We start from the raw sequence: 23,549 nt of genomic DNA, 5'->3' as shown, positions 1-23,549 counted from the left end.
CCTCAGGCGCCTTCGCGTTCGGCGAGGCGGCGCAAGACGAGCGGGAAGGCACCGGTCAGAAAGCAGGCGATGGCCGACACGATCAGTGCCCAGCCTGCCATGTCGTCATTGAACAGCGGATGGACGCCCTTCAGCATTCCTGCCAGCGCAGCAATGCCGGCCAGCAGACAGATGATTCCGAGGGCGGTGAAGACGATGAAGGTACGGGGCCAGTGCTGCGGGTTCATGCTTCACTCCGGGTAGAACGAATCGGTATCGCGTTGCCTTTCATCACAGCATGAATCGCCGTGTCGCCAGCGCCAACTCTTGCGCTCATCTCTCGGGACGACGGCTGGGAAACCAGCGCCGGGTGGCGGTCGGCAGGTTTTGATGTCGCAGAAATCAGCGACCACGACGCGGATGACCTCAGGCTGCCAGCTTTGCGCTCGCCAGTCGATTCAGGCTGACGCCCTGCTCGGCGGCCTCTGTCGCCAGGGCGCGGTGCACCTGCGGCGGAATGCGCACGCGGAACTCGCCGCTGTAGTGCTTTTCCGCCAGGGGAACCGGAACGGCCTCGCCGGTGGCCTGCATGTCGGCCACCGCCTCGGACACGACCCGCCGGATTCCCTTCAGCGCGGCTTCCGGCGTCTTCGCCAGCCACGACAGCGATGGAAATTCGGCGCAGAGGCCGACGTGTTCGCCGTCCTCGGCCGACCAGGTAACGCGGTAGGTGTAGTGATCAACGCTCATTGCGCAGTCCCTCCAGTTTGTCGATTGCAATGTCTGACCTGATACGCCTTGGCCTTGCCTTTGTCGTCCTGGATGTTGATCCGCGGATCGCCCACCCAAGGCGTCTTGAAGATGGCGTGACTGGTGCCTCGCCGGTGTCACTTTGGCGCGGCTTCCCGAAATACGCCTCGCAAAGCTTCTTGAGATCGCCGAACCGCACATTGCTGGGTTCGCGTCGCATCTGGTCGAGAATTTTGGTGGAAGACGCCATGAATCAATGGTACCAATAGCGGCACCACTTTTCAACCGGCCGTGCCGGTCGAGCCACCGCGAAGAATCAGCACGAAATTCAGGGCCGCTGTCGGATGGCACCTCAGTCCGGCGCCGAGACTTGGGGTTCCAAATCGAGACGGCGGGCGGTCTTGGCGAAGCGGGCATCGAAAGTGGCGGGGACCGCACAGAAGCCGGACTGAGCCAGGTGCAAGGCATCGGAGAAGTCCAGCCCCCGGCGATACCAGGCGATCACCTGACTGACAGCGGCGGCGCGGTTTGTCGGCAGACTGCGTGAACCGATCCCAGGCCTCACTTCGCCTTGATGCCGAAGTAGGCATAGGCCGACGCCACGGCCAGGCCGAGCCAGGCTTGACCGAGGTTGGTAAGCGGCGGCAATACTTTCGGATGGTAGAGCCCGATGAAGAACGCGGTGAGTCCCGCGAGCATCCAGGCGAGCACGTAAAAGGCGGTGACGACCTTGAGGATGAACTTGGACCGGTCTGAGGCATCCGCCGCGAGCGCCCGCACCGCCGGGGCTTCGCCGGGCTTGGTGGCCGCCAGCTCGGCGATGACGAGCGCCGAAACCAGCCCGCCGACTATCGACAGGGCCTGGGCCATGCCATCGTTGAAATAGGCCACGGTGTAGGTCGTGCACCCCTTGGTGTCGGTAACGCAGTCCACCACCTGATAGGCGACGCGGATCAGATGCAGGTAGATACCGAGAAGAATTGCGGCAATCGCACCACCGAACATGGCTTGCATGGCTTTCCTCACTGAAGTCGATGATTATTTTTCCGGCTGCGGAACGATGCTCGTCCTTCACCTGTCGACCCAGTCGCCGCAACCCAGGCGCCCTCGCACCCGGCGCGGCGGCGCAGGACGAAGCAGTATCTTATTGCGTTTCGCCGCGGCATGAATCGGCGCCACATCGGCGCCGGCTCTCCCGATCAAAGTTGGCGCTGGCGGGACGGCGCATGGAACGATCGCCGCCGCGCAATGACCCGGACATGCGCGGCCCCGGTGGTTTCCGAGGCAAAATGACGGACCTGAGCAAGGAGCTGTAATGAATCCAGCAAGAAAATCCGTTTCTCGATATGCCTTCCCCGGTATCGCGGGACTGTGCGCCATCGGGCTGCTCGCGGCCTGCGGCAAGTCCGAGTCGGTGGCGACGGCGCCGGCCTCGGCACAGCAGGCAAAGAGCCCCTGCCTGATCCCCCTCACCCTTCCCAATGGCGAGCTGAGCAAGAGCGATGGCGAATTGTTTTCCACGGCTGCCGCCGGCGATGTGCGCGGCGTGGAGCAGTCGCTGGAACAAGGCGCCAATGTCAATGCCATCGGCGCGCTCAAACGCTCGCCGCTGATCGTGGCGGCATTCTGCGATCACCCGGAACTGGTGAAGCTGCTGCTGGAGAAGGGCGCCCGGCACGACGCCGCCGATTCGAACGGCATGTCGCCGCTGCATGCGGCGGTGATTATCGGCGGGATGGAGACGGCAAAGGTCCTGCTCGCGGGCGGCGCCAACGTCAATGGCCGGGATGCCGCGGGGCGCACGGCATTGCATGTGGCTGCGGCAACCAACCAGGTTGCGCTGGTCGAACTGCTGCTCGCCAGCAAAGTCAATACCGCGGCGCGCGACAAGAATGGCAAGACCGCCGCGGCGCTGGCCGACGGCAACGGCCATTCGACGCCAGGCACCGTGATCAGGAAATGGCAGGAGGCGCATAAGGCGCCGCGGCCAAAGTGACCCAGGAATACGCAAACCCACCGGCCTTGTATGATTCGCGGCCAATTCCCAACCCTTGATTCGGATACCACTCTCATGCAAAGCAAACCCTACATGACCCAGGAGGATGCGGCTCGCATCCTGATCGCCGCCCGCCAGGAAGCCCGCAACAACAACTGGGCCGTGACCATCGTCGTCGCCGACGACGGCGGCCACCCGCTCGCGCTGGAGCGGCTCGACGGCTGTGCGCCGATCGGCGCCTACATCGCGACCGAGAAAGCCCGCTGCGCCGCCCTCGGCCGGCGCGAATCGAAGCAATACGAAGACATGATCAATGCCGGCCGCAACGCCTTCCTGTCGGTCCCGCTCCTGCAAGGCATGCTCGAAGGCGCCGTGCCCATCGTGGTCGACGGCCATGTGGTCGGCGCCGTGGGTGTTTCCGGGGTCAAATCGGAGCAGGATGCCCAGATTGCCCGGGCGGGTGCAGCGGCCGCCTGACGCCCGTTGCCGCGCCGCCGACGCGCGGGTTCGGGCTCAGGGGCCGATGCCGTGGCGCGCCCGGTCCTTGAACGAGCAAATGGCGCCGTGTATGTGCCCGGGATAGTGCTGCTCGAAGACGCGGCAGATATCCGGTTTGAACAGCCATTTCCGGTCCGGCGTGGTGAATAGCCGCGCGTCGATGGGCGCTTCCTGTTCCAGGTAAACCTCGAATATCTCGACGCCGGGCGGCGCGATCTGCTGCCGGTCCAGGTACTCGATCAGGCCGCAGATCGTGTCGGAAAAGTAGGACTTGTACTCGTCGCTTTCCTCGAACATGCGTATCCGCGCCTCATAGGTATAGGGCAGGGTGTCGTCGTATTTGGATTTTGGACCGAGGATGTTTTCAAGCAGGCTCATGATTGATCTCCTTGAAGAGCAATGCAGATAACAATGCTACTCCAAGGGCTTCTCCCGGGGGCGCTTTCGTCAAGGCCGGTTCGTGCCGGCGGCCGGCGCCGGCTGTTCGGCAGCGACGAGTCCCGTTCAGCCGGCGGTCCCCGGCATTCCCAGCCGCGCTTTCGCAATATCTATAAAACTGCGCGTTTTCGCCGGCACGGCCCGCGAACCGGGATACACCGCGTAGAGAAAGAGTTTCGGCAGCCGGTAATTGGCCAGCAGGCGCTTCATCCTGCCGGCGGCCAGATCGGCGCGGACCATCGAATCCGGGAAGGCGGCGATACCGGCGCCGGCGACGACCAGGCTGCGCATCGCCGCCGCGGCCGAAACGCTGATCGCGCCACTCAGGCGTACCCGTTCCTGGCGGCCGGATGGCGATTCGAAGACGCGGGTCCACGGCGTCGGCACCACGGTCAGGGCAATCCACTCGTGGCTGACCAGATCCTGCGGCGTCCGCGGCGTCCCTCGCCGCGCCAGGTAGTCCGGGGCGGCGACAAGCCATGTCTCGAGTTCGCCGAGCTTGACCGCCCGCAGACTGGAATCCTGCATGCTGCCGATGCGCAACGCGAGATCGAAGCGCTCGGCGATCAGATCGATCTTCTGGTCGGTCGGCAGATATTCGATTCGCATCGCCGGGTAGCGCGCACAGTACTCGGCGATCCACTCCGCCACCATCGGCGCCGAGTCGACGACACTGGTAATGCGCAGGATCCCCGTGGGTTGCGCCTTGCCGGTGCGCACGCGGTCGACCGCCGCCGCGGCCCGGGCCAGCAACTCGACGCAGTCGTGGCAGAAGGCCGCGCCGGTTTCGGTGATCGCCAGTTTGCGCGTCGAGCGCTGCAGCAGTTGCACGCCGAGTTCGCGCTCCAGCGAAGAGACGGCCTGGCTGACCGCCGACTTGGCCATGCCAAGGCGGTCGGCGGCGGCGGTAAATGAACCCGCTTCGGCAACCGCGACGAAGACCGACATTTGTTCCAGATTGGGGCGAGTCATGGCAGCCAGGATTGTTCGCGAATGAAGAACAATCGATTCTGCAATAAGCGCTTTTTCCGGTCAATCATCCGGTGCATCATGCCTGCTCCGATATCGCTCAACCAACGCAAAGGAATGCCATGTACGTATTGATGGGAGCAAACGGCAACATTACCGCCAAAGCCGCGCAAGGGCTGCTTGGGCAGGGCGGCAAAGTGCGCGTGATCGGCCGCAACGCGGCGAATCTCAAGGGCCTGGAGCGCGCCGGCGCCGAACTTGCCATCGGCGACGGGCTCGACGCGGACTTCCTGAGCCAGGCCTTCAAGGGCGCGACGGCGGTCTACGCGATGATTCCGCCCGATTACGCCTCGCCCGACTTCCGTGCCTACCAGAACCGCATCGGAGAAGCGATCGCCCGGGCGGCGGCCGACAGCGGCGTCCGCCGCTTGGTCAATCTCAGCAGCGGCGGTGCGCAGCTGGCAGACGGCACCGGCCCGATCGCCGGCCTGTATGACCAGGAACAGCGGCTGAATCGGATTTCCGGACTCGATGTGGTGCACCTGCGCCCCGGCTACTTTTTCGAGAATCACCTGCACGCCGCCGGCTTGATCAAGGCGCTCGGCGTCTATCCGAGCATGGAAAAGTCGCAGACGCCGATCGCCATGATCGCGACGCAGGACATTGCCGCCGTCGTCGCGCGCGAATTGCAGGCGCCAGTGCAGCCCGGCCGGCAACGCGTGCTGCACCTGCGCGCCGACCGGTTGTATTCGCAGCAGGATGCCGCAAGCATTCTCGGCGCTGCCATCGGCAAGCCGGACCTCAGGCATGTCCAGGCCGATCCGGCGCAGGCCAAGGCGGGGATGGTGGCGCACGGCTTCTCGCAAAACGTCGCCGACCTGTTCGAAGAAATGGCGGCGGCGATTTCCGACGGCCGGATCATTGCCGGGTTCGACGACGCAACGACGGAGACCACACCGACCCGCCTGGAGGATTTCGCCCCGGTGTTTGCTGCCGCCTACAGCGCGCTCTGAACGCGGCTGGGTTGCCGCGGGAATCGCCGTGCCGCCATCCGCTACGACGCGGAGAGCGTTCTTTGCTCGACCGCCTTGTAGCGCAGTTGCTTCATCAGCGCCAACTCTTGCGGCTTCCGCCTTCACCTACCAGACCGCCGGCGCCGTCTCGTCGGGAATGGCTTCGCCGAGATAGACGCGCTTGATCAGTTCGTTGCCGCGCAGCTCCCAGGCCGCGCCCTCGGCGATCATCTCGCCGTGGCCCAGAACGTAGGCGAAGTCGGCGACATTGAGCGCCTGAAACACGTTCTGTTCGACCAGCAGCACGGTGGCGCCTTCCCGGTTGATGCGGCGCAGTGCGGCGAACATTTCGTCGACCATTTTCGGCGCCAGGCCGAGCGAGGGCTCGTCGAGCAGCAAGAGGCGCGGCCGGCTCATCAGGGCGCGACCGATGGCCAGCATCTGCTGCTCGCCGCCGCTCATGGTGCCGGCCAGCTGGGCGAGGCGTTCGCCGAGGCGCGGGAAGGTTTCGATCACGCGATCGAGCATTTCGCCGCGCTGCTGCCGCGTGGCGAGGTAGCCGCCGAGTTCGAGGTTTTCGCGCACGCTCATCCCGGGGAACAGGTGGCGGCCTTCGGGCACCAGCGCCATGCCGCGCCGCACGCGGTCGGCCGGGCTGTCATCGGCGAGCGCCTGGCGATCGATCAGCACGCTGCCGGAGGCCGGCGCCATGACGCCGGCCAGCGTCTTCAGCAGCGTGGTCTTGCCGGCGCCGTTGGCGCCGACCAGCACGGTGATGCGTCCGGCCGGCGCGATCAGCGAAATGCCGTGCAGCACCGGCAGCCCGCCGTAGCCGGCGCGCAAATCACGCACTTCGAGTTCCAGGCCAGTCATGAGCATTCCCCCCGTCCCCCTTTCCAGGAAAGGGGGTGACGCCCGTTCGCCGCGATGCGGCTCCATGTTGTTGACTGCGCCGCCCTTGGGGCGGCCCGGCGGGCGGCGCGCATGCTCATGCCGCCACCTCCGCCTCCGGACCGTTTTCTCGATTCCAAATGCCACACTGTCGGCGGACTGCAGCACTCGCGGTCGGTCGCATCCCCGCTGCGCGGGGCCCCTGCTTCCTGCTCATGCTGCAGCCCGATCGCCGAGATAGGCCTCGATCACCTGCGGGTCGCGACTGACGTCGACCGGCTTGCCGTCGGCGATCTTGGCGCCGAAGTTGAGCACCGCGACGCGGTCGACGGTGCGCATCAGGATGTTCACCGCGTGCTCGATCCAGATCACGGTGAAGCCGTGCTCGCTCCACAGCTCGCGGATCAGCGCGGCAATTTCCTTGACCTCGGCCTCGGTCAGGCCGGCCGCGACTTCGTCGAGCAGCAGCAGGCGCGGGTGGCTGGCCAATGCCATCGCAATTTCGAGTTGCCGCTGCCTGGCCGGCGGCAGGCTGCCGGCATGCAGCGTGGCGTAACGCTCGAGGCCGACGCGTTCGAGCAGTGCGCCGCCGGATTTCGCTTCGGCAAAGGAGTCGTGCTTGCGCCGCAGGTTGCCGACGAAGTCGAGGGCGAACTGGACGTTCTCGGCCACCGTCAGGCTGCCGAACACGCGCGGCGTCTGGAAGGTGCGCGCCAGGCCGGCGTGGGCCAGCACGTAGGGCGGCGCGCCGGTCAGGTCGGCGCCGCAGAAGCGCATGCGGCCGGAGGTGGGTTTGACCATGCCGCTGATGGCGTTGAAGAAGGTGGTCTTGCCGGCGCCGTTGGGGCCGATGATGCCGATGAACTCGCTTTCCTCGGCGACCAGGTCGATGCTGTCGAGCGCGGTGAGGCCGCCGAAGCGCACGGTGAGATTGCTGATTTCGAGGAAGTGCTTACTCACCGCGCGGCTCCTTCCCGAACCACTTGCGCCCGAAGCGTGCCCACATCGCGCGCCAGTCGTGGCCGGCGATGCCCTCGGGCAGGTAGAGCACCGAGACGATCAGCAGCACGCCGAGCAGGATCATATAGAGGTAGGGCAAGGAGAGCCTCAGGAATTCGGAAAGCAGGCTGAACACCAAGGCGCCTGCCAGCGGGCCGCCCACCGTCAGCGGGCCGCCGACCATGGAGATCAGCACGGTCTGGAACACGATGAAGGGATTGAACACCGTGTTGGGGTCGATGTAGGTCCAGCGCACCGCCATGGCCGCGCCGAGCGCGCCGGCGAACCAGGCCGAGAGGCAGAAACCGATCAGCTTGACGCGCATCGGATTGACGCCGAGCGTGGCGGCGCGCTCCTCGTCCATGCCGATGCCGCGCAGGGCGTGGCCGTAACGGCTGCGGCCGAAATGCACATAGGTGAAGACGGCGAGCAGGGCGATGATCAGCACGGTCCAGTACACCACGTTCGACGAGGGCGTGTCGGTCATGACGCGGCCGACGGTGCCGGCGTAAGTCTTCTCGAAATGCGTGATGGTGTGCTTGACCAGTTCGCCGAGGCCGTAGGTGATGACGGCGAAATAGGCGCCGCGCAGCTTGAGCACGACCAGGCCGATCAGCAAGGCGAAGATCATTGCGGCGAGGCCGCCGGCCATGATCACCACCGGCCAGGGCAGCTTGGCCAGGCCCCAGGCCGTGCAGTAGGCACCGAGACCGAAGAAGGCCGAGGTGGCGAGCGAAAGATAGCGCGTCGGGCCGCTGAACATCGACCAGCTCACGGCCAGCCCGGCGTACATCAAACAGGTCAGCGCCATCGACTGGACGAAGGGCGAATCGAGTACCGGCAGTACGGCGAGCAATATTGCGGCAACGAAGACGAAGGCGCCCTGTTTCATTTGGTGAACAGCCCCTTCGGCCGCAGCAGCAGCACGCCGACCAGCACGCCGTAGCTGATCAGGATTTTCAGCGAGGGACTGGTCCAGTACATGCCGAAGGTCTCGACCAGGCCCAGCAGCACAGCGCCGGCGATGGCGCCGGGGATGTTGCCCAGCCCCCCCAGCGTGATCACGATCAGCGCCGATATGGTGTAGGGCTCGCCCATAGCCGGCGTCAGTTCATAGACCATGCTCAGCAGGCCGCCGGCGAGTCCGGCCAGCGCCAGGCCGAGGCCGAAGCAGGCCGGATGCAGCTTGCGCGTGTCGATGCCGACCAGCATGGCGCCCAGCGGCGCCTGCAGCATGCCGCGCACGGCCTTGCCGAGCAACGTCTTCTTCAGCACCAGCACCAGCGCCAGGCTCGCCGCGGCGACCACCACCAGCACCAGCAGGCGGTTGGCGGCCACCGTGATTTCGCCGAACTTCACGGCTTCGTCGAGGTAGGGCTGGCCGCTCATGCCGCCGCCCCAGATCAGTTGCGCGGCGTTCTGGGCGATGAACATGAGGCCGAAGCCGACGATCAGGCTGCGCGATTCCATGGCTTCGATGGTCGGCGAAGTGGCGGCCAGGCGGCGGAAGATCAGGCGGTGCAGCAGCAGGCCGAGCAGGAACAGCGCGACCATCATCGGCGGAATGAACCACAGCGGGCTCATGCCGGTGAGCCTGACCATCGTGTAAGTCAGGTAGGCGCCGAGCATGAGGAACTCGCCGTGGGCGATGTTCATGATGCGCATCAGGCCGTACTGCAGATTCAGACCAAGGGCGACCACGGCGTAGATGCCGCCGGTCACCAGGCCGGCGACGACGAGGTCGATGAACAGGTAGAAATTCATTCGGGGATTATGCGACAGGGGCCTTGCGGCCCCTGTCATTCAGCGAAGACAAGGACAGGCGGACTGCGGGGCGGGCCGTAGGGCGGACTTTAGTCCGCCAATCCACCCTTGGCCGACTGAAGTCGGCCCTACAACGCCGATCCACCCCTGGCCGACTGAAGTCGGCCCTACGGCGCCATCCCACGGGCTTGCCGAAAATCCGTGGCGATCACTAGTTCCAGACCTTCGGCACCACCGCCTTGGCCGTGGCCCGCGCCGGCGGCCAGACGATTTCGAATTCGCCGTTCTGCCACTGGCCTACCATGCCCGGCACGCCGACTTCTTCGGTGCCGTTGAATTTCATCTTGCCCAGCACGGTATCGAACTCGGTCTTCGCGATGTGGTCGCGCATTGCCTTGCGGTCGAGGCCGACTTTCTCCACGGTCTGCTGGATGATTTCCAGCGCGGCCCAGGCGTGGGCGCTGGCCCAGCGGTCCGGTTCCCGCTTGTTCACCGCGACGTGGGCGTCGAAGTAGGTCTTGGCCGCCTTGCTCATCTTCGGGTTCCACGAGCCCATGCCCATCACGCCTTCGGAGGCCTTGCCCATGCGCTCGCGGTAGATCGGGAAGGCGGTGCCGACGGCGGTGTAGAAGATCTTCGGCGCGAAGCCGATTTCCTTCGACTGGCCGGTGATCAGGAAGTTGTCCGGCGGGTAGGTGATGCCGACGAAGGCATCCGGGTTCGCGGCCTTCATGCCCTTGAGCATGGTCGACAAATCCTTGACGCCGAGCGGGTAGCTCTTCTTGTCCAGCACCTGTATGCCCTTGTCCTTGAGCATGGGCTCCAGCGCGCCGATGTTCTCCAGCCCGAACAGGTCGTCCATGTAGGCCACGGTGACGGTCTTGACGCCGTTGGCGGCGAGCATGTCGACCAGCGCCTGCATCATCGGTTTGGGTTGCTGCAGGGTGACGAAGTAGTAGGGCAGCTTCATGTCCACCAGCTTCTGCGACAGCGCGGTGGGCGCCACCAGCGGGTAGCCGTGCTTGTTGGCGACGGGCGCCACGGCGAAGTTGGCGCCGGTGCCCCAGGGCGGCAGGACGATATCAACCTTGTCCGTGGTCATGAATTTTTCGTAGCTGCGCACGATGGTTTCCATGTCGCTGCGGTCATCGACGCCGACCAGTTCGATCTTGCGCTTCTTGCCCTGCACGTTGAGTCCGCCAGCCTTGTTGACCATGTCGGCCCAGAGCAGGTAGTTGGGCTCCTGCGTGGTCTGCGCGCCGGGCGCGAAGGGGCCGGAACGCGACTGGGTGTAGCCGACCTTGATGGTTGGCTCCTGCGCCACGGCGAAACCGGGAAGTGCCAGCAGGCCGGCGATGGCGAGGGCGGCTTGCAGGGTGAGTCTTCTGGGTAATGGATGCATGGTGTCTCCTCCTTGTTGGAATGTTTGATGGTCAGAAGGGATAGCGCGGCGCGCTGTCCTTGATCGTGACCCACTGCCACTGCGTGAACTCTTCCCAGTTGGCCGGCCCGCCGTGGCGCCCGCCGTTGCCCGAGGCACCGCGGCCGCCAAAGGGAATGTGCGGCTCGTCGGCCACGGTCTGGTCGTTGATGTGCAGCAGGCCGGTCGGGATGCGGTTGGCCAGCGCCATGGCGCGCCCGACCGAAGCGCTGATGACGCCGAGCGAGAGGCCATAGTCGGTCTGGTTGGCCAGCGCCACGGCCTCGTCCTCGTCCTTGAACTCGACCACCGAGGCCACCGGGCCGAACACTTCCTCGTCGAAGCAGCGCATGCCGGGCGCGACCTGGGTCAGCACCGTCGGCTTGTAGAAATTGCCCTCGAAAGTACCGCCGGCGGCCAGCCGCGCGCCTTGCTTGATGCTGTCCTCGACGATGCCGTGCACGCGCTCGCGCTGGCGTTCGCTGATCAGCGGGCCCAGGGCGACCTGCTGCGTCGCCGGGTCGCCGACCGGCAGGTGGGTGGCTTTGCCGACCAGCAGGTCGGTGATTTTCGCCGCGATCTTTTCGTGTACCAGGATCACCCCGGTGCTCATGCAGATCTGCCCCTGATGCAGGTAGGCGCCCCAGGCCGCACACGATGCGGCGAGATCGACATCGGCATCGTCGAGGATGATCAGGCGGTTCTTGCCGCCGAGTTCCAGCGTGACTTTCTTCAGGTGCTTGCCGGCCAGTTCGCCGACGCTGCGCCCGGCCGCGGTGGAACCGGTGAAGGAGATCATGGCGATGTTGGGATCGGCGCACATGGCCTGGCCGACGTCGGCGGCGCCGGGCAGCACCTGCAGGCAGTCCTTGGGCAGGCCGGCTTCCTCGAAGACGCGGGCGATCAGGTAGCCGCCGGTGATCGGCGTCTGCGGATCGGGTTTCAGCACCACGGTGTTGCCGACCGCGAGCGCCGGGGCGACGGCGCGGATCGACAGGATCAGCGGAAAGTTGAAGGGCGAGATGACGCCGACCACGCCGTGCGGCACGCGTCGGGCAAAACTGATGCGGCCGCCGTCGCTGGGCAGCATCAGGCCGCTGGGCTGGGTCACCATGCCGGCGGCCTCGTGCAGGATGCCGACCGCCATGTGCAGTTCGACGCCGGCCTTGGGCGGGATGCAGCCGGTCTCGCGCACGATCCATTGCGTCATGCCCTCGGTCTCGCGCTCGATGATCGCGGCGGCCTTGCGGAAGATCGCGGCGCGCTGCTCGTAAGGCAGCGCGACCCAGGCCGCCTGCGCGGCCCTGGCGGCCTGCGCGGCTTCGGCGACATCGGCCGGAGTGGCCATGCCGACGCGGGTCAGTACCGCGCCAGTGGCCGGTTCCAGGATTTCGCGTGCGGCAGCGGCGGCCTTCCAGCCGCCGAGGAACAGTTTGCCGTTCCAGATGCCGGTATTCAGGAAAGGTTTGTCGTTGGCACCCATTGAGGTCTCCTCTGTTGGTTCTTGCTGGTGGCTGCAGCAGACCCCAGAGTAGGCCGCCCAGCCGCGCGCGGCTTGCACCACAGCGCACGGATTCTTGTCCGCCAGCGCACATTCGATTGCGCACCGCAGCAGCCCGGCGCGGTTTGCGCCGTCCCGGATTGTCTGCTATGTTGTTTAGTATTAAACAGTTGGCCATTCCAATCAAAAGGCCGACGGAGGAGAACACCCCATGGGCACTTTGGCGACGGTTTCCACCGACGAGGTTCGGCCGCATGAGCGGACGGCTTTCTGGACCGATCTGATCTGGCACAAGCTCGGACGCCTGCGTTCCGAGACCTTCGGCGACGAGAACTTCCGCGGTCGCATGGTGCTGGGCGAGGTCGGCAGCGTGAAGATGTGCCGCCTTTCGGCGGCGCGCCACCGCGTGTTGCGCACGCCCGACCTGATCCGCCAGGATGACCGCGGCTATCTCAAGCTGGTGGTGCAGTTGGAAGGCAGCACCTGGTTCGAGCAGAACGGGCAAAAGACCCTGTTGTCACCGGGCGAATGGAGCATCTACGACACGATGAAGGCCTACAGCGTATCCAACACCGGCCCAATCGAACAACTGGTGCTGCTGGTGCCGCGCGAGCAGGTGCTGACGGCCGGCATGAAAGCCGACGACCTGATGGTGCAGCGCTATTCGGCGCGTGCGGGCATCGGCCGCCTGGCCTGCGATTTGATGGGCGCCGCGTTCGACGAAATTCCCGGCAGCAGCCCGCAGTCGGCGGCGGCCGTTGGCGAAGCGATCACCCAGTTGCTGCGGCACTCGCTGCTGGAGCGCTCGGGCGTGCCCACCGACCTGTCGCACCGCGAGGCGCTGCGCGACCGCATCAAGGCCTACATCGATCGAAATCTGCGCGACCCCGGACTGTCGATCGACCAGATCGCCGATGCCTTGCATTGCGGCAAGCGCAACCTGCACAAGGTCTTCAGCCATGACGGCACGACGATCAGCGACTTCATCTGGAGACTGCGGCTGGAGCGCTGTCGCGATGATCTGGCGGCGCCCACCTGCGCCTGGAAATCCATTACCGAGATCGCATTTTCCTGGGGCTTCAACAGCTCGACGCACTTCAGCAAGGCATTCAAGGAAGCCTTCGGCATGCCACCGCGCGCCTACCGGCTGGCGGCGGGCAAGGAGAGCGAACACCTGCGTCCTCGGGTTCGGCGCGACGCGTCATTCACGTCGTCGGTGGCGTCGGTCCTGCGCAGCATCGACCTGCCCGACGAATATCGCGCAGGCTAGGAAGAGCTTTCAGGCCCCGGCTCCAGCGATCGAAAAATCAGGCCGGCAGCGGAGCGGCCACGGCAGGCGCAAAAGTGAAGGCGTCGGCGAAGAACTCTTCGGCCGGCAGGCCGCGCGCGATGAACTCGGCTCGCGCAGCGTCGATCATGGCCGGCGCGCCGCAGGCATAGACCTGATAGGCGGACAGGTCGCCGTGATCTTCCAGCACGGCGCGATGCACCAGGCCGCTGCGCCCGGCCCAGGCATCCTGCGGCGTGGCGTCCGACAGCACCGGCACGTAGCGGATATGCGGGTGCGTGGCGGCCCAGCCTGCGGGCAGGTCGGGCAGGTAGAGCCCGCCACGGGTGCGCGCGCCCCAGTAGATGTCCATCGGCCGCGCGATGTGGCTGTGAATGGCGTGCTCGACCAGGGCCTTGATCGGCGCGAAGCCGGTGCCGCCGGCGACCAGGATCACCGGTTTGCTCGATTCCTCGCGCAGGAAAAAGCTGCCATAGGGGCCCTGGAAACGCAGAATGTCCTTTTCCTTCATGCCGGAAAACACATGGCCGGTGAATTCGCCGTCGGCGATCAGGCGCACGTGCAGTTGCAGAAAGCCATCGTCATGCGGTGCATTGGCGATGGAAAAGGCGCGGCGCTTGCCGTCCTTGAGCATGAACTCGATGTACTGCCCGGCAAGGAACTGCAGGCGCTCGTTGGCCGGCAGCTTGAGGCTCAGCACGATCACGTCGTCGGCCACGCGCTCGATCGTCTGCACCCTGCAGGGCATGATCTTGACCGGGATGTCCTTGGCCGTGCCCACTTCGCGGCATTCGAGCACCAGGTCGGAGAGCGGCTTGGCACAACAGTACAGCGTCAGCCCGCTGGCGCGATCGGCGGTGGACAGAGCCTGGTCCTGCGCCGCGCCGTGGTCCACCAGGCCGTCGAGCACCTTGCCCTTGCAGGTGCCGCAGGCACCGTTGCGGCAGCCGTAAGGCAGGGTCAGGCCGGCGTCGAGCGCCGCCTGCAGCACGGTATCGCTGCCGTCGCTGGTGAAGCTGTGCCCGCTGGGCTGCAGGGTGACGCGAAATGGGGTGGCTGGGGGGGCAACTGAGGGGGCAACTGAGGCCATGCGATAATCATCCGATGCGAAGATTGCTGATAATTGGTTGCGGTGACGTGATGCGCCGCGCGTTGCCGCAACTCGTGCGTCGCTGGCACGTGCTGGCGCTGGTGCGTCAACACGATCCGCAACTGTCCGCGCTGGGCATCACGCAAATCGAGGGCGACCTCGACCGGCCCGAGACCCTGACCCGCCTCGCCGGCATCAGCGATGCCGTGATCCACAGCGCGCCGCCGCCCCCGCAGGGAACGGATGACACCCGCACACGAAATCTGATTGCCACTTTGCAGCGCGGCAAAAGTCTACCACGGCAACTCGTGTACATCAGCACCAGCGGCGTCTATGGCGATTGCGGCGGCGCCTGGGTCAGCGAAACCCGGAGCCCTGCCGCACAGTCCGCCCGCGCGGCAAGGCGCGTCGATGCCGAACACCGCTTGCGTCGCTTCGGCCGCCAGCCGGGGCGCCATTGCCGCGTCAGCATCCTGCGCGCACCGGGCATCTATGCGGCCGACCGGCTGCCGCTGGAGCGCCTGCACAAACGCTTGCCGCTGATGCTGCACGCCGAGGACAGCCACACCAACCACATCCACGCCGACGACCTCGGGCGCGCCTGCATCGCGGCGCTGGCGCGCGGACGGGCCAACCGCGCGTACAACATCAACGACGACTCTTCGCTGCTGATGGGCGAATGGTTCGACGCGCTGGCAGACGCCTTTGCCCTGCCGCGCGCCCCGCGGCTGCCGCGCGAGGAAGTGCGGCGCCTGGTACCGCCGCTGCAGTGGTCGTTCATGAACGAATCGCGGCGACTCGACAACAGCCGGATGAAACAGGAACTGCGCCTGCGCCTGCGCTATCCGACCGTAGCCGCGGGAATTTCGGCGGTTTTATAGAGGAAGCACCATGCTCTGGGTAAAAGCCTTTCACATCGTCTTCGTCGTCAGTTGGTTCGCCGGACTGTTCTATTTGCCACGCATATTCGTGAACCTCGCCATGGTGCCGGCCGACAGTCATGCCGAACGGGAACGGCTGCGGCTGATGGCGACCAAGCTGTATCGCTTCGTCACACCGATCGGCGTGCTGGCGATAGGCTTCGGCCTGTGGCTGTGGTTCGGTTACGGCTTCGGCGGCGGCTGGCTGCATGCCAAGCTCACGCTGGTACTGGTCCTCGCCGCCTATCATGTCTGGTGCGGACGGCTGCTCGCCGAATTCGCCAGCGGCGGCTCGACCAAAACCCATGTCTGGTTTCGCTTCTTCAACGAGCTGCCGGTGCTGGTGCTGGTGGCGATCTGCATCCTGACCGTGGTGAAACCCTTCTGAACATGAACCACTATTTCGTCACTTGTCCGCGCGGACTCGAATCCCTGCTCGCCGAAGATCTCGCCGCCGCCGGCGGCAAGGAGCTTGCGACGGTACCGGGCGGCGTCGGCTGCAACGGCAGTCTCGAAACCGGCTATCGCATCAATCTCGAATCGCACATTGCGACGCGCGCCTTGTGGCGCGTCGCGCGCGGCGGCTATCGCAACGAAGCCGAGATCTACCAGTTGGCCTACGACGTCGACTGGTCGCGGTTGTTTTCGGTGGACCGCTCGATCCGCGTCTATGTCACGGCGATCCGCTCGCCGCTGAAGAGCATCGAGTTCATCACCCTGAAGGTCAAGGATGCCGTCTGCGACCGTTTTCGCGCCGAGACCGGGCGCCGTCCCAGCGTCAATACGAAAAATCCCGAGGTCCGCATCCATCTTTTCATCACCGAGCAGCAGGCCACGCTCTACCTCGACACCTCGGGCGAACCGCTCTACATGCGCGGCCACAAGCTGGCCAAGGTCGGCGCGCCACTCAAGGAAAACCTCGCCGCCGGCATCCTGCGCCTGTCCGGTTGGCAGCCCGGCACGCCGCTGCTCGATCCGATGTGCGGCAGCGGCACTTTCCTGCTCGAAGCGGCGCAGATCAGCCTCGACGACGCGCCGGGCCTGTCGCGTGAACCGGGCGACTTCGGCTTCGAGCATCTGAAGTCCTTCGATCCCGGCCTCTGGCGCAAACTCCAGCGTGAAGCCGCCGAGCGCCGCCGCGAAGCCGTCGCCCTGCCCTTGTTCGGCAGCGACATCGATGCCGATGCCGTCGCCCGCACGCGGCAGAACCTTGCCGGCGCCGGGCTCGACGATCTGGTCACGCTGCAACAGGCCGACCTGCTGACCCGCCCGGCGCCGGCGCCGGCGGGCGTGCTGGTGGCCAATCCGCCCTATGGCGAACGGCTCGGCAGCGAGGAGGAACTGGCGGCCTTCTATCCCGCGCTGGGCGATGCGCTGAAGCAGCGCTTCGCCGGCTGGAGCTGCTGGTTCCTCTCGGCCGACACGCGCCTGCCCAAGCTGATCCGGCTGCAGACATCGCGCAAGATCCCGCTCTACAACGGCGCGCTCGAATGCCGGCTGTACAACATCGAGATCATCGCCGGCGGCAACCGCCGCGAGCGAGCGCAGTAAGGCGCTTCGGTTCGAAGCGCCCCTCGAATTCGAGTGAAGCGAGCGAACTTTAGCGCCCGCCCCGGGGCGGGGGGCGCAGGCGGGGTTTCGCAAAGCACTGCTTTGCGCCGCCGTAGCCGGCCGGCTGTGCAAAGCCGGCCGTGGAACGGGGGGGGACTATGTTTATTGTCTGACTTAACGATCGTGAGCGCAGCTCACGTATCGTGAAAGTCAGACAATATCCAGATGCTGGATCCCGGCGTTGCGATCCATGTCCTGCGACTGCTTGCTGTGCAGCTTGATCATCAGGCGCACCTCGTTCATCGAGTCGGCGAAACGCAGCGCATCGTCGTAGCTGATGCGGCCCTCCTCGAACAGGTCGAACAGCGCCATGTCGAAGGTTTTCATGCCGAGCTCCTTCGACTTCTTCATGATCTCCTTGATGCCGTGAACCTCGCCCTTGAAGATCAGGTCGGCAATCAGCGGTGAATTGAGCAGCACCTCGACGGCCGCCGCACGGCCCTTGCCTTCCTTGACCGGAATCAGGCGCTGCGAAACGATAGCCTTGAGGTTGAGGGAAAGGTCCATCAGCAGCTGCGGGCGGCGTTCCTCGGGAAAGAAGTTGATGATGCGGTCGATCGCCTGATTGGCGTTGTTGGCGTGCAGCGTGCCCATCGCCAAGTGGCCGGTTTCGGCAAAGGCGATGGCGTGTTCCATGACTTCGCGGTCGCGGATCTCGCCGATCAGGATCACGTCGGGCGCTTGGCGCAGGGTGTTCTTCAGCGCGATTTCCCAGGAGTCGGTATCGACGCCGACCTCGCGCTGGGTGATCACGCAGTTGCGATGGTCATGCACGTATTCGACCGGGTCCTCGATGGTGATGATGTGGCCGTAGCTGTTCTGGTTGCGGTAGCCGATCATCGCCGCCAGCGAGGTCGACTTGCCCGAACCCGTGCCGCCGACGAACAGCACCAGGCCGCGCTTGGTCATCGACACGTCCTTCAGCACCGGCGGCAGCTTGAGATCTTCGAATTCGGGAATCTGCACATTGATCGTGCGCATGACGATGCCGACGCGACCCTGCTGGACGAAGGCATTGACGCGGAAGCGGCCGATGCTGGCGGGAGAGATAGCGAAGTTGCATTCCTTGGTCGCCTCGAACTCGGCGGCCTGCTTGTCGTTCATGATGGCGCGCGCCAATTCCTGCGTGTGTTGCGGCGACAGCGGCTGGGTGGTGGCCGGCGTCATCCTGCCGTCGATTTTCATGGCCGGCGGGAAGCCGGCGGTGATGAACAAGTCCGACCCCTTCTTCTGCATCATCATTGTCAGAAGTTGGTACATGAACTTAAGGCCTTCGTCGCGTTCCATGGTGGGAATCTCCGTTGATTCTTTCTGCTTTAGCCGCGTCAGCGGCTCCGACTAGTAGCCTCCCCGCGAGGGGAGGATGGGAGGGGCGGGCGTAATTTGCGAACAAGGACAATTCCCTGGCGTCAGCCAGGGAAATTATCCTTGTTCGCCGCCTTGCTGCGCGCCTCTCCGGGAGAAATGATCTTGCGCTTGACCAGGTCCTGCAGGTTCTGGTCCAGCGTCTGCATGCCGTACTGCTGGCCGGTCTGGATCGCCGAATACATCTGCGCCACCTTGGCCTCGCGGATCAGATTGCGGATGGCCGGGGTGCCGACCATGATCTCGTGCGCCGCGACGCGGCCGGTGCCATCCATGGTCTTGCACAGGGTCTGCGAGATCACCGCCTTCAGCGATTCCGACAACATGGCGCGGATCATTTCCTTTTCCGCGGCGGGGAACACGTCGATGATCCGGTCGATGGTCTTGGCCGCCGACGAGGTGTGCAGCGTGCCGAATACGAGGTGGCCGGTTTCGGCGCCGGACATGGCCAGGCGGATGGTTTCCAGGTCGCGCATTTCGCCGACCAGGATCACGTCCGGGTCTTCGCGCAGGGCCGAACGCAGCGCGTTGTTGAAGGACAGCGTATGCGGGCCGACCTCGCGCTGGTTGATCAGGCATTTCTTGGTTTCATGGACGAACTCGATCGGGTCCTCGACGGTCAGGATGTGGCCGTATTCGACTTCGTTCTTGTGGTTGACCATGGCCGCCAGCGTGGTCGACTTGCCCGAACCGGTCGGCCCGGTGACCAGCACCAGTCCGCGCGGCTGGTCGGCCAGTTCCTCGAAAATCTTCGGGCACTTGAGGTCTTCGAGCGACAGGATCTTCGACGGAATGGTCCGCATCACCGCCGCCGCGCCGCGGTTCTGGACGAAGGCATTGACCCGGAAGCGCGCCAGATTCGGCACCGCGAAGGAAAAGTCGCACTCCAGATTTTCCTCATATACCTTGCGCTGGCCGTCATTCATGATGTCATAAATCATGGCATGCACGTCCTTGTGTTCCATCGGCGGCAGATTGATTTTGCGCACGTCGCCATGGACCCGGATCATCGGCGGCAGACCGGCGGACAGGTGCAGGTCGGAGGCCTTGTTCTTGACGACGAAGGTGAGCAGTTCGGTGATGTCCATGAGCGCTTTCCTCTAGATGGGGTGCGATATACTTTGAAAACGCTATATGACATCAATCGCCGCCAACTTGCAAGCCGTGCGTGCACGCATCGCCGCCGCCTGTGCTGCCGCGGGACGACCGGTGGATTCCGTGCAATTGCTGGCGGTTTCCAAGACCTGGCCGGCTGCCAGCGTGCGTGAAGCGGCCGCGGCGGGGCAGCGCGCCTTCGGCGAGAACTACGTGCAGGAAGCCGTCGACAAGGCTGCGGAACTGGCCGCACTGAAACTCGACTGGCATTTCATCGGCCCGCTGCAGAGCAACAAGACGCGACCGGTGGCGGAAGGCTTTGCCTGGGTGCATTCGGTGGATCGCCTGAAAATCGCCGAGCGGCTCGCCGCGCAGCGCCCGCCGCAACTGCCGCCGCTGCAGGTCTGCGTCCAGGTCAATGTCTCCGGCGAAGCTTCGAAAAGCGGCTGCGCACCGGACCAGGCCGCGGCCCTGGCGCATGCCGTGGCCGCCCTGCCCGACCTGCGCCTGCGCGGATTGATGGCGATTCCCGAGCCGAGCGACGACAGCCGCCTGCAGCGCAGCCGCTTCGCCCTGTTGCGGCAGTTGCGCGATCGGCTCAACGCGGAAGGACTGGAACTCGACACCCTGTCGATGGGCATGAGCGAAGACCTCGAGGCGGCGATAATGGAAGGCGCGACCATCGTGCGCATCGGCACCGCAATTTTCGGCAAACGGGATTACACGACATGAAAATTACATTTATCGGTGGCGGCAATATGGCCGTCGCCCTGATCGGCGGCCTGCGCAAGCAGGGTTTTTCAGCGGCCGGCATACAGGTGGTGGAGCCCTTCGCCGAGGCGCGCGAAAAGCTCACCGAGAGTTTCGGCGTGCGTTGCACGGCAGCGGTCGACGCCGCGGCGCTCGATTGCGAGGCGCTGGTGCTGGCGGTCAAGCCGCAACAGCTCAGGGAAGCGGTCGCCCCCCTGCGCGGCAAACTCGGCACGCAGCTGGTGGTGAGCATCGCCGCCGGCCTGCGCATGGCCGACATCTCGTGCTGGCTGGGCAACTACAGCAAGCTGGTGCGCACCATGCCGAACACGCCGGCGCTGATCGCCGCCGGCATCACCGGCCTGTGCGCCGACCCGAGCGTCGACCTCGAAGGGCGCGGCACGGCGGAAAAGATACTCAAGGCAGTGGGCAGCACGGTGTGGATAGCGCAAGAGGAACAAATGGATGCCGTCACCGCGATTTCGGGCAGCGGCCCGGCCTATGTTTTCTATTTCATCGAGGCCATGGAAACCGCCGCGCTCAAGCTGGGTTTCGATGCGCAGTCCGCACGCCAGCTGAGCGTCGAGACCTTTGTCGGCGCCGCCCGCCTGGCGCAACAGAGCAGCGAGTCGATCGCCACCTTGCGCCAGCGCGTAACCTCCAAGGGCGGCACCACGGAAGCGGCACTGTTGTCATTCGCTGCCAGCAACATCGCCGGCGCCATCGGCGAGGGCATCATGGCCGCCGAGGCGCGAGGGCGTGAACTCGGCGAAATTCTCGGTAAAGCCTGATGATTGCCCAGATATTCCTGTTCGTCCTCGACACCGTCTGCGGCTTCCTGACGCTGGCGCTGCTGGTGCGCTTCGCGATGCAATGGGCGCGCACCCCGTTCCGCAACCCCCTGGGGCAATTCATCGTCGCCGTCACCGACTGGATGGTGCGCCCGCTGCGGCGCCTGGTGCCCGGGCTGTTCGGCCTCGACCTGGCGAGCCTGCTGCTGGCCTGGCTGTGGCAGGTGGCCTATCAGGGACTTGCACTGGGGCTCTCGGGCGTGCTCTCCGCCGTATCGCCAGCACCAATTCTTGTGGTGGCCATGCTCGCCGCGCTGGACGTGGCGAAGATCGGCCTCTATCTGATGATCGGAGCGGTGTTGATATCGGCGGTATTCTCCTGGGTGAATCCCCATGCGCCGCTGGCCGGGGTGTTCGACACCCTGACGCGGCCCCTGCTGCGACCGTTCCGCCGCGTCATCCCGCCCATCGGCGGGGTCGATCTTTCGCCGCTGGCGCTGCTGCTGGTGCTGCAGATTGCACTGTTCATCATCGCCGGCCTGCGCCAGAACGTGATGCCCATGATGCTGCTCTCATGAACGGCCCGTGCCCCAGCCCCTTATCCAGGACAAAGGGTTACGGCAGATCATGAGCTGGCTGGTGGCCGACGGCAGCGGCGTGACATTGCGCCTGCATATCCAGCCGGGAGCGAAGAAAACCGAAGTGGTGGGCCTGCACGGCGAGGCGCTGAAGATCCGCCTTGCGGCACCGCCGGTGGACGGCAAGGCGAATGCCTGCCTGCTGGCCTTTCTTGCCGAACGGCTCGATGTGGCCAAATCGGCGGTCAGCCTGATCAGCGGCGACAGTTCGCGCGCCAAGCGGGTGCGGGTGGCAGGCATCGATCCGTCTACCGTGCAAGCCCGCCTGGGCGGCGGCAGCGATGCCGTGCCGAAGCGGCCAGCCTAGCGGTTGCAGGGCCGGCTTCAGTCGGCCAGAGTGGTTGGCGGACTGAAGTCCGCCCTACAGCCCGCCCTACGGTCCGCCCTGCCATGGAAGGGCTATTGCGCCAGCGCCGCACCGGCGCTGGGGATTCGATATCGGTCCGACCGGACCCGTCAAAAACATTGCAGCAGGTATTGATCGCAATAGAGTTTCTTCCAGTAAGCCAGGGCCAGCCAGAGCCAGAACAGCAGGAAGAAGGCCACCACGGGCACGTGGCGGTCGATGATCAGCCGTGGCGTAATCTTGCGCACAAGCTTCACCACCGGCCCCGTGACGATCAGGAACAATTTGTACATGGTGTTGTTGTGGCGGCGGCTGCCCGCCAGCAGAGCCAGCAGACCCTGGCCGAGCAGAAACAACATCGCGACTTCGACCAGCGCGCGCAACACGCCGATCATGAAGAGTTCAGGGTGGCTCATGGTATGTTTCGGTCTCCGTTAATTTGCTTGGTCAATCTGATGAATTACGATCACTGGCGGCATTATGCCCGCGGCTGGCTGTTTCACTTCTTCGGCCGCGAGGACAGCGCCTTCGACGCCTACCTCACGGCATTCAGCATCAACCCGCAGGACGTGCAGTCGGCACGCCATCTGGCGGCGATTGCAGCGAAGCGGAAGAATTACGAAGTCGCGATCAAGTGGTTCGAGACGGCGCTGGCGCTGACTCCGGACGACGGCGCCAACTGGTTCAACCTCGGCTACGTTTGCGAGCATGCGGGCAAGCCGCAGCAGGCGGTCGCCGCCTTTACCGAGGCGGTGCGCCTGGTGCCCTCGCAGGACATGGCCTGGTACGGCATGGGCCTGGCCTATGCACGCCTGGGGCAGCATGACCAGGCGGTCACGGCGTTGGAAAAAGTGGTCGAACTGCAGCCCATGAGCGGCGAAGGCTTCTACCAGCTGGGCATGGCCTATCACCATGCCAACCGTCCCGACGACGTCACGAAAATCCTCAAGCGCCTGGTCGGTTTCGAGCCCAAGCGAGCAAGGAAACTGGCGCAGGACACCCAGCGCGCCGATTTGATGAAATTCATTCCGGAACTTCCCTTCTGATTCGTTAAGGCTGCCGCCCGCAGCGCCACGGTAGTTGACGCTGGCGGCACGGCAAATTCGTATCCATCCAGGCCAAAGACCTCCTGCGGATGTATTCAGCCCAGTGGCTGGATATATCCCGGAATACCGCTTCGCGTTTTGGTCGAGGGCTTTGCCCGCCGGGGATTCCGCTTTATGTCCTGCAAGGGACGATATCCCGGGACGCGGGCCGGCGATAGCTCTGCATACCGTCTCGTCGGCAGAGCCTCCGAGACATATCCCGCCGAGGAATACCTCCCGTGCCTCCGGCGCGGACATACCCCACCGGGGGGTACCGTCTGACTTTCCAAGTCAGACCACTGCTGTCCGGCTAAATCGCGAACAGATTCAATTGGTTGTTGATGATACTGCT

General features: G+C 65.0%; 28 protein-coding genes. 13 read left to right on the top strand and 15 right to left on the bottom strand.

Going from position 1 to position 23,549, the window contains the following annotated elements; all coding sequences use genetic code 11:
• Positions 1-2 precede the first annotated feature (2 nt).
• Both RMO95_RS06670 and RMO95_RS06665 read right to left on the bottom strand, forming a co-directional pair.
• Positions 3-227, bottom strand: coding sequence for a hypothetical protein (locus RMO95_RS06670; RefSeq protein WP_310449822.1), 225 nt, complete (start codon positions 225-227; stop codon positions 3-5).
• A gap of 178 nt (positions 228-405) precedes the next feature.
• Positions 406-729, bottom strand: coding sequence for a toxin-antitoxin system HicB family antitoxin (locus RMO95_RS06665; protein ID WP_310449821.1), 324 nt, complete (start codon positions 727-729; stop codon positions 406-408).
• Between the two features lie 29 nt (positions 730-758).
• On the opposite strand from RMO95_RS06665, the gene RMO95_RS06660 reads away from it, so the two are divergent.
• Positions 759-998, top strand: coding sequence for a hypothetical protein (locus RMO95_RS06660; RefSeq protein WP_310449820.1), 240 nt, complete (start codon positions 759-761; stop codon positions 996-998).
• 292 nt (positions 999-1,290) lie between these two features.
• Here RMO95_RS06660 and RMO95_RS06655 read toward each other — a convergent pair whose 3' ends face one another.
• Positions 1,291-1,743 carry a hypothetical protein gene (locus RMO95_RS06655; protein WP_310449819.1) on the bottom strand — a complete coding sequence of 151 codons (453 nt, stop codon included), beginning with the start codon at positions 1,741-1,743 and terminating at the stop codon, positions 1,291-1,293.
• 301 nt (positions 1,744-2,044) lie between these two features.
• On the opposite strand from RMO95_RS06655, the gene RMO95_RS06650 reads away from it, so the two are divergent.
• On the top strand, positions 2,045-2,725 hold the full coding sequence (locus tag RMO95_RS06650; protein WP_310449818.1) for an ankyrin repeat domain-containing protein: 681 nt from the start codon (positions 2,045-2,047) through the stop codon (positions 2,723-2,725).
• A 75-nt stretch (positions 2,726-2,800) separates the two neighbouring features.
• Positions 2,801-3,202, top strand: coding sequence for a heme-binding protein (locus RMO95_RS06645; protein ID WP_310449817.1), 402 nt, complete (start codon positions 2,801-2,803; stop codon positions 3,200-3,202).
• 36 nt (positions 3,203-3,238) lie between these two features.
• On the opposite strand, the gene RMO95_RS06640 is transcribed toward RMO95_RS06645, so the two are convergent.
• Both RMO95_RS06640 and RMO95_RS06635 read right to left on the bottom strand, forming a co-directional pair.
• A complete protein-coding gene (locus RMO95_RS06640) occupies positions 3,239-3,601 on the bottom strand; it encodes a hypothetical protein (RefSeq protein WP_310449816.1) in 363 nt (120 codons plus the stop codon).
• A gap of 126 nt (positions 3,602-3,727) precedes the next feature.
• Entirely contained in the window at positions 3,728-4,633 is a 906-nt protein-coding gene (locus tag RMO95_RS06635) for a LysR family transcriptional regulator (protein WP_310449815.1), read from the bottom strand.
• Between the two features lie 119 nt (positions 4,634-4,752).
• Here RMO95_RS06635 and RMO95_RS06630 point away from each other — a divergent pair, with 119 nt between their 5' ends.
• Complete coding sequence (locus tag RMO95_RS06630; protein ID WP_310449814.1) at positions 4,753-5,643, top strand: NAD(P)H-binding protein; 891 nt, start codon at positions 4,753-4,755, stop codon at positions 5,641-5,643.
• 126 nt (positions 5,644-5,769) lie between these two features.
• On the opposite strand, the gene RMO95_RS06625 is transcribed toward RMO95_RS06630, so the two are convergent.
• From RMO95_RS06625 to RMO95_RS06600, 6 genes are all read right to left on the bottom strand, one after another.
• Complete coding sequence (locus RMO95_RS06625) at positions 5,770-6,516, bottom strand: ABC transporter ATP-binding protein (protein WP_310449813.1); 747 nt, start codon at positions 6,514-6,516, stop codon at positions 5,770-5,772.
• A 231-nt stretch (positions 6,517-6,747) separates the two neighbouring features.
• A complete protein-coding gene (locus tag RMO95_RS06620; RefSeq protein WP_310449812.1) occupies positions 6,748-7,494 on the bottom strand; it encodes an ABC transporter ATP-binding protein in 747 nt (248 codons plus the stop codon).
• Positions 7,487-8,425, bottom strand: coding sequence for a branched-chain amino acid ABC transporter permease (locus RMO95_RS06615; protein ID WP_310449811.1), 939 nt, complete (start codon positions 8,423-8,425; stop codon positions 7,487-7,489). Before RMO95_RS06615 ends, RMO95_RS06620 begins: the two co-directional genes overlap by 8 nt.
• A complete protein-coding gene (locus RMO95_RS06610; protein WP_310449810.1) occupies positions 8,422-9,297 on the bottom strand; it encodes a branched-chain amino acid ABC transporter permease in 876 nt (291 codons plus the stop codon). Before RMO95_RS06610 ends, RMO95_RS06615 begins: the two co-directional genes overlap by 4 nt.
• A 211-nt stretch (positions 9,298-9,508) precedes the next feature.
• The gene (locus RMO95_RS06605; RefSeq protein WP_310449809.1) at positions 9,509-10,699 is read right to left on the bottom strand and encodes an amino acid ABC transporter substrate-binding protein; all 1,191 of its coding nucleotides are present in this window, start codon (positions 10,697-10,699) and stop codon (positions 9,509-9,511) included.
• A gap of 31 nt (positions 10,700-10,730) precedes the next feature.
• Positions 10,731-12,200, bottom strand: a complete 1,470-nt coding sequence (locus RMO95_RS06600; protein ID WP_310449808.1) for a benzaldehyde dehydrogenase — start codon at positions 12,198-12,200, stop codon at positions 10,731-10,733.
• A 229-nt stretch (positions 12,201-12,429) separates the two neighbouring features.
• Between RMO95_RS06600 and RMO95_RS06595 the strand changes: the two genes are divergently transcribed.
• A complete protein-coding gene (locus RMO95_RS06595) occupies positions 12,430-13,488 on the top strand; it encodes a helix-turn-helix domain-containing protein (RefSeq protein ID WP_310449807.1) in 1,059 nt (352 codons plus the stop codon).
• A 37-nt stretch (positions 13,489-13,525) separates the two neighbouring features.
• On the opposite strand, the gene RMO95_RS06590 is transcribed toward RMO95_RS06595, so the two are convergent.
• Positions 13,526-14,596, bottom strand: coding sequence for a CDP-6-deoxy-delta-3,4-glucoseen reductase (locus RMO95_RS06590; protein WP_310449806.1), 1,071 nt, complete (start codon positions 14,594-14,596; stop codon positions 13,526-13,528).
• A gap of 50 nt (positions 14,597-14,646) precedes the next feature.
• On the opposite strand from RMO95_RS06590, the gene RMO95_RS06585 reads away from it, so the two are divergent.
• Genes RMO95_RS06585 through RMO95_RS06575 form a run of 3 tightly spaced genes read left to right on the top strand, consistent with a single transcriptional unit; the run spans position 14,647 to position 17,067 of the window.
• On the top strand, positions 14,647-15,477 hold the full coding sequence (locus RMO95_RS06585) for an NAD(P)H-binding protein (protein WP_310449805.1): 831 nt from the start codon (positions 14,647-14,649) through the stop codon (positions 15,475-15,477).
• A 10-nt stretch (positions 15,478-15,487) separates the two neighbouring features.
• Entirely contained in the window at positions 15,488-15,904 is a 417-nt protein-coding gene (locus tag RMO95_RS06580; protein ID WP_310449804.1) for a CopD family protein, read from the top strand.
• 2 nt (positions 15,905-15,906) lie between these two features.
• Entirely contained in the window at positions 15,907-17,067 is a 1,161-nt protein-coding gene (locus RMO95_RS06575) for a THUMP domain-containing protein (RefSeq protein WP_310449803.1), read from the top strand.
• Positions 17,068-17,277: 210 nt separating this feature from the next.
• Here the strand turns inward: RMO95_RS06575 and RMO95_RS06570 are convergent, their stop codons facing one another.
• Positions 17,278-18,414, bottom strand: a complete 1,137-nt coding sequence (locus RMO95_RS06570; RefSeq protein ID WP_310449802.1) for a PilT/PilU family type 4a pilus ATPase — start codon at positions 18,412-18,414, stop codon at positions 17,278-17,280.
• 122 nt (positions 18,415-18,536) lie between these two features.
• Complete coding sequence (locus RMO95_RS06565; protein ID WP_310449801.1) at positions 18,537-19,580, bottom strand: type IV pilus twitching motility protein PilT; 1,044 nt, start codon at positions 19,578-19,580, stop codon at positions 18,537-18,539.
• Positions 19,581-19,626: 46 nt separating this feature from the next.
• Between RMO95_RS06565 and RMO95_RS06560 the strand changes: the two genes are divergently transcribed.
• The 4 genes from RMO95_RS06560 to RMO95_RS06545 are packed head-to-tail and all read left to right on the top strand — an operon-like array spanning position 19,627 to position 22,073.
• A complete protein-coding gene (locus RMO95_RS06560; RefSeq protein WP_310449800.1) occupies positions 19,627-20,319 on the top strand; it encodes a YggS family pyridoxal phosphate-dependent enzyme in 693 nt (230 codons plus the stop codon).
• Complete coding sequence (gene proC, locus RMO95_RS06555) at positions 20,316-21,128, top strand: pyrroline-5-carboxylate reductase (protein ID WP_310449799.1); 813 nt, start codon at positions 20,316-20,318, stop codon at positions 21,126-21,128. Before RMO95_RS06560 ends, proC begins: the two co-directional genes overlap by 4 nt.
• Complete coding sequence (locus RMO95_RS06550) at positions 21,128-21,706, top strand: YggT family protein (protein WP_310449798.1); 579 nt, start codon at positions 21,128-21,130, stop codon at positions 21,704-21,706. Before proC ends, RMO95_RS06550 begins: the two co-directional genes overlap by 1 nt.
• A 7-nt stretch (positions 21,707-21,713) precedes the next feature.
• Positions 21,714-22,073: a DUF167 domain-containing protein gene (locus RMO95_RS06545; protein WP_409574931.1), complete on the top strand. Its 360-nt coding sequence runs from the start codon at positions 21,714-21,716 to the stop codon at positions 22,071-22,073.
• Between the two features lie 149 nt (positions 22,074-22,222).
• On the opposite strand, the gene RMO95_RS06540 is transcribed toward RMO95_RS06545, so the two are convergent.
• Entirely contained in the window at positions 22,223-22,528 is a 306-nt protein-coding gene (locus RMO95_RS06540) for a hypothetical protein (RefSeq protein WP_310449797.1), read from the bottom strand.
• Positions 22,529-22,567: 39 nt separating this feature from the next.
• Here RMO95_RS06540 and RMO95_RS06535 point away from each other — a divergent pair, with 39 nt between their 5' ends.
• Positions 22,568-23,158, top strand: a complete 591-nt coding sequence (locus tag RMO95_RS06535) for a tetratricopeptide repeat protein (RefSeq protein ID WP_310449796.1) — start codon at positions 22,568-22,570, stop codon at positions 23,156-23,158.
• Positions 23,159-23,549 lie beyond the last annotated feature (391 nt).

It is taken from the genome of Sulfuritalea sp., assembly GCF_031426875.1.
Classification (GTDB): domain Bacteria; phylum Pseudomonadota; class Gammaproteobacteria; order Burkholderiales; family Rhodocyclaceae; genus Sulfuritalea.
Note: the sequence above shows the minus strand (reverse complement) of the source record. Positions and strands in the feature narration are given on the sequence as shown.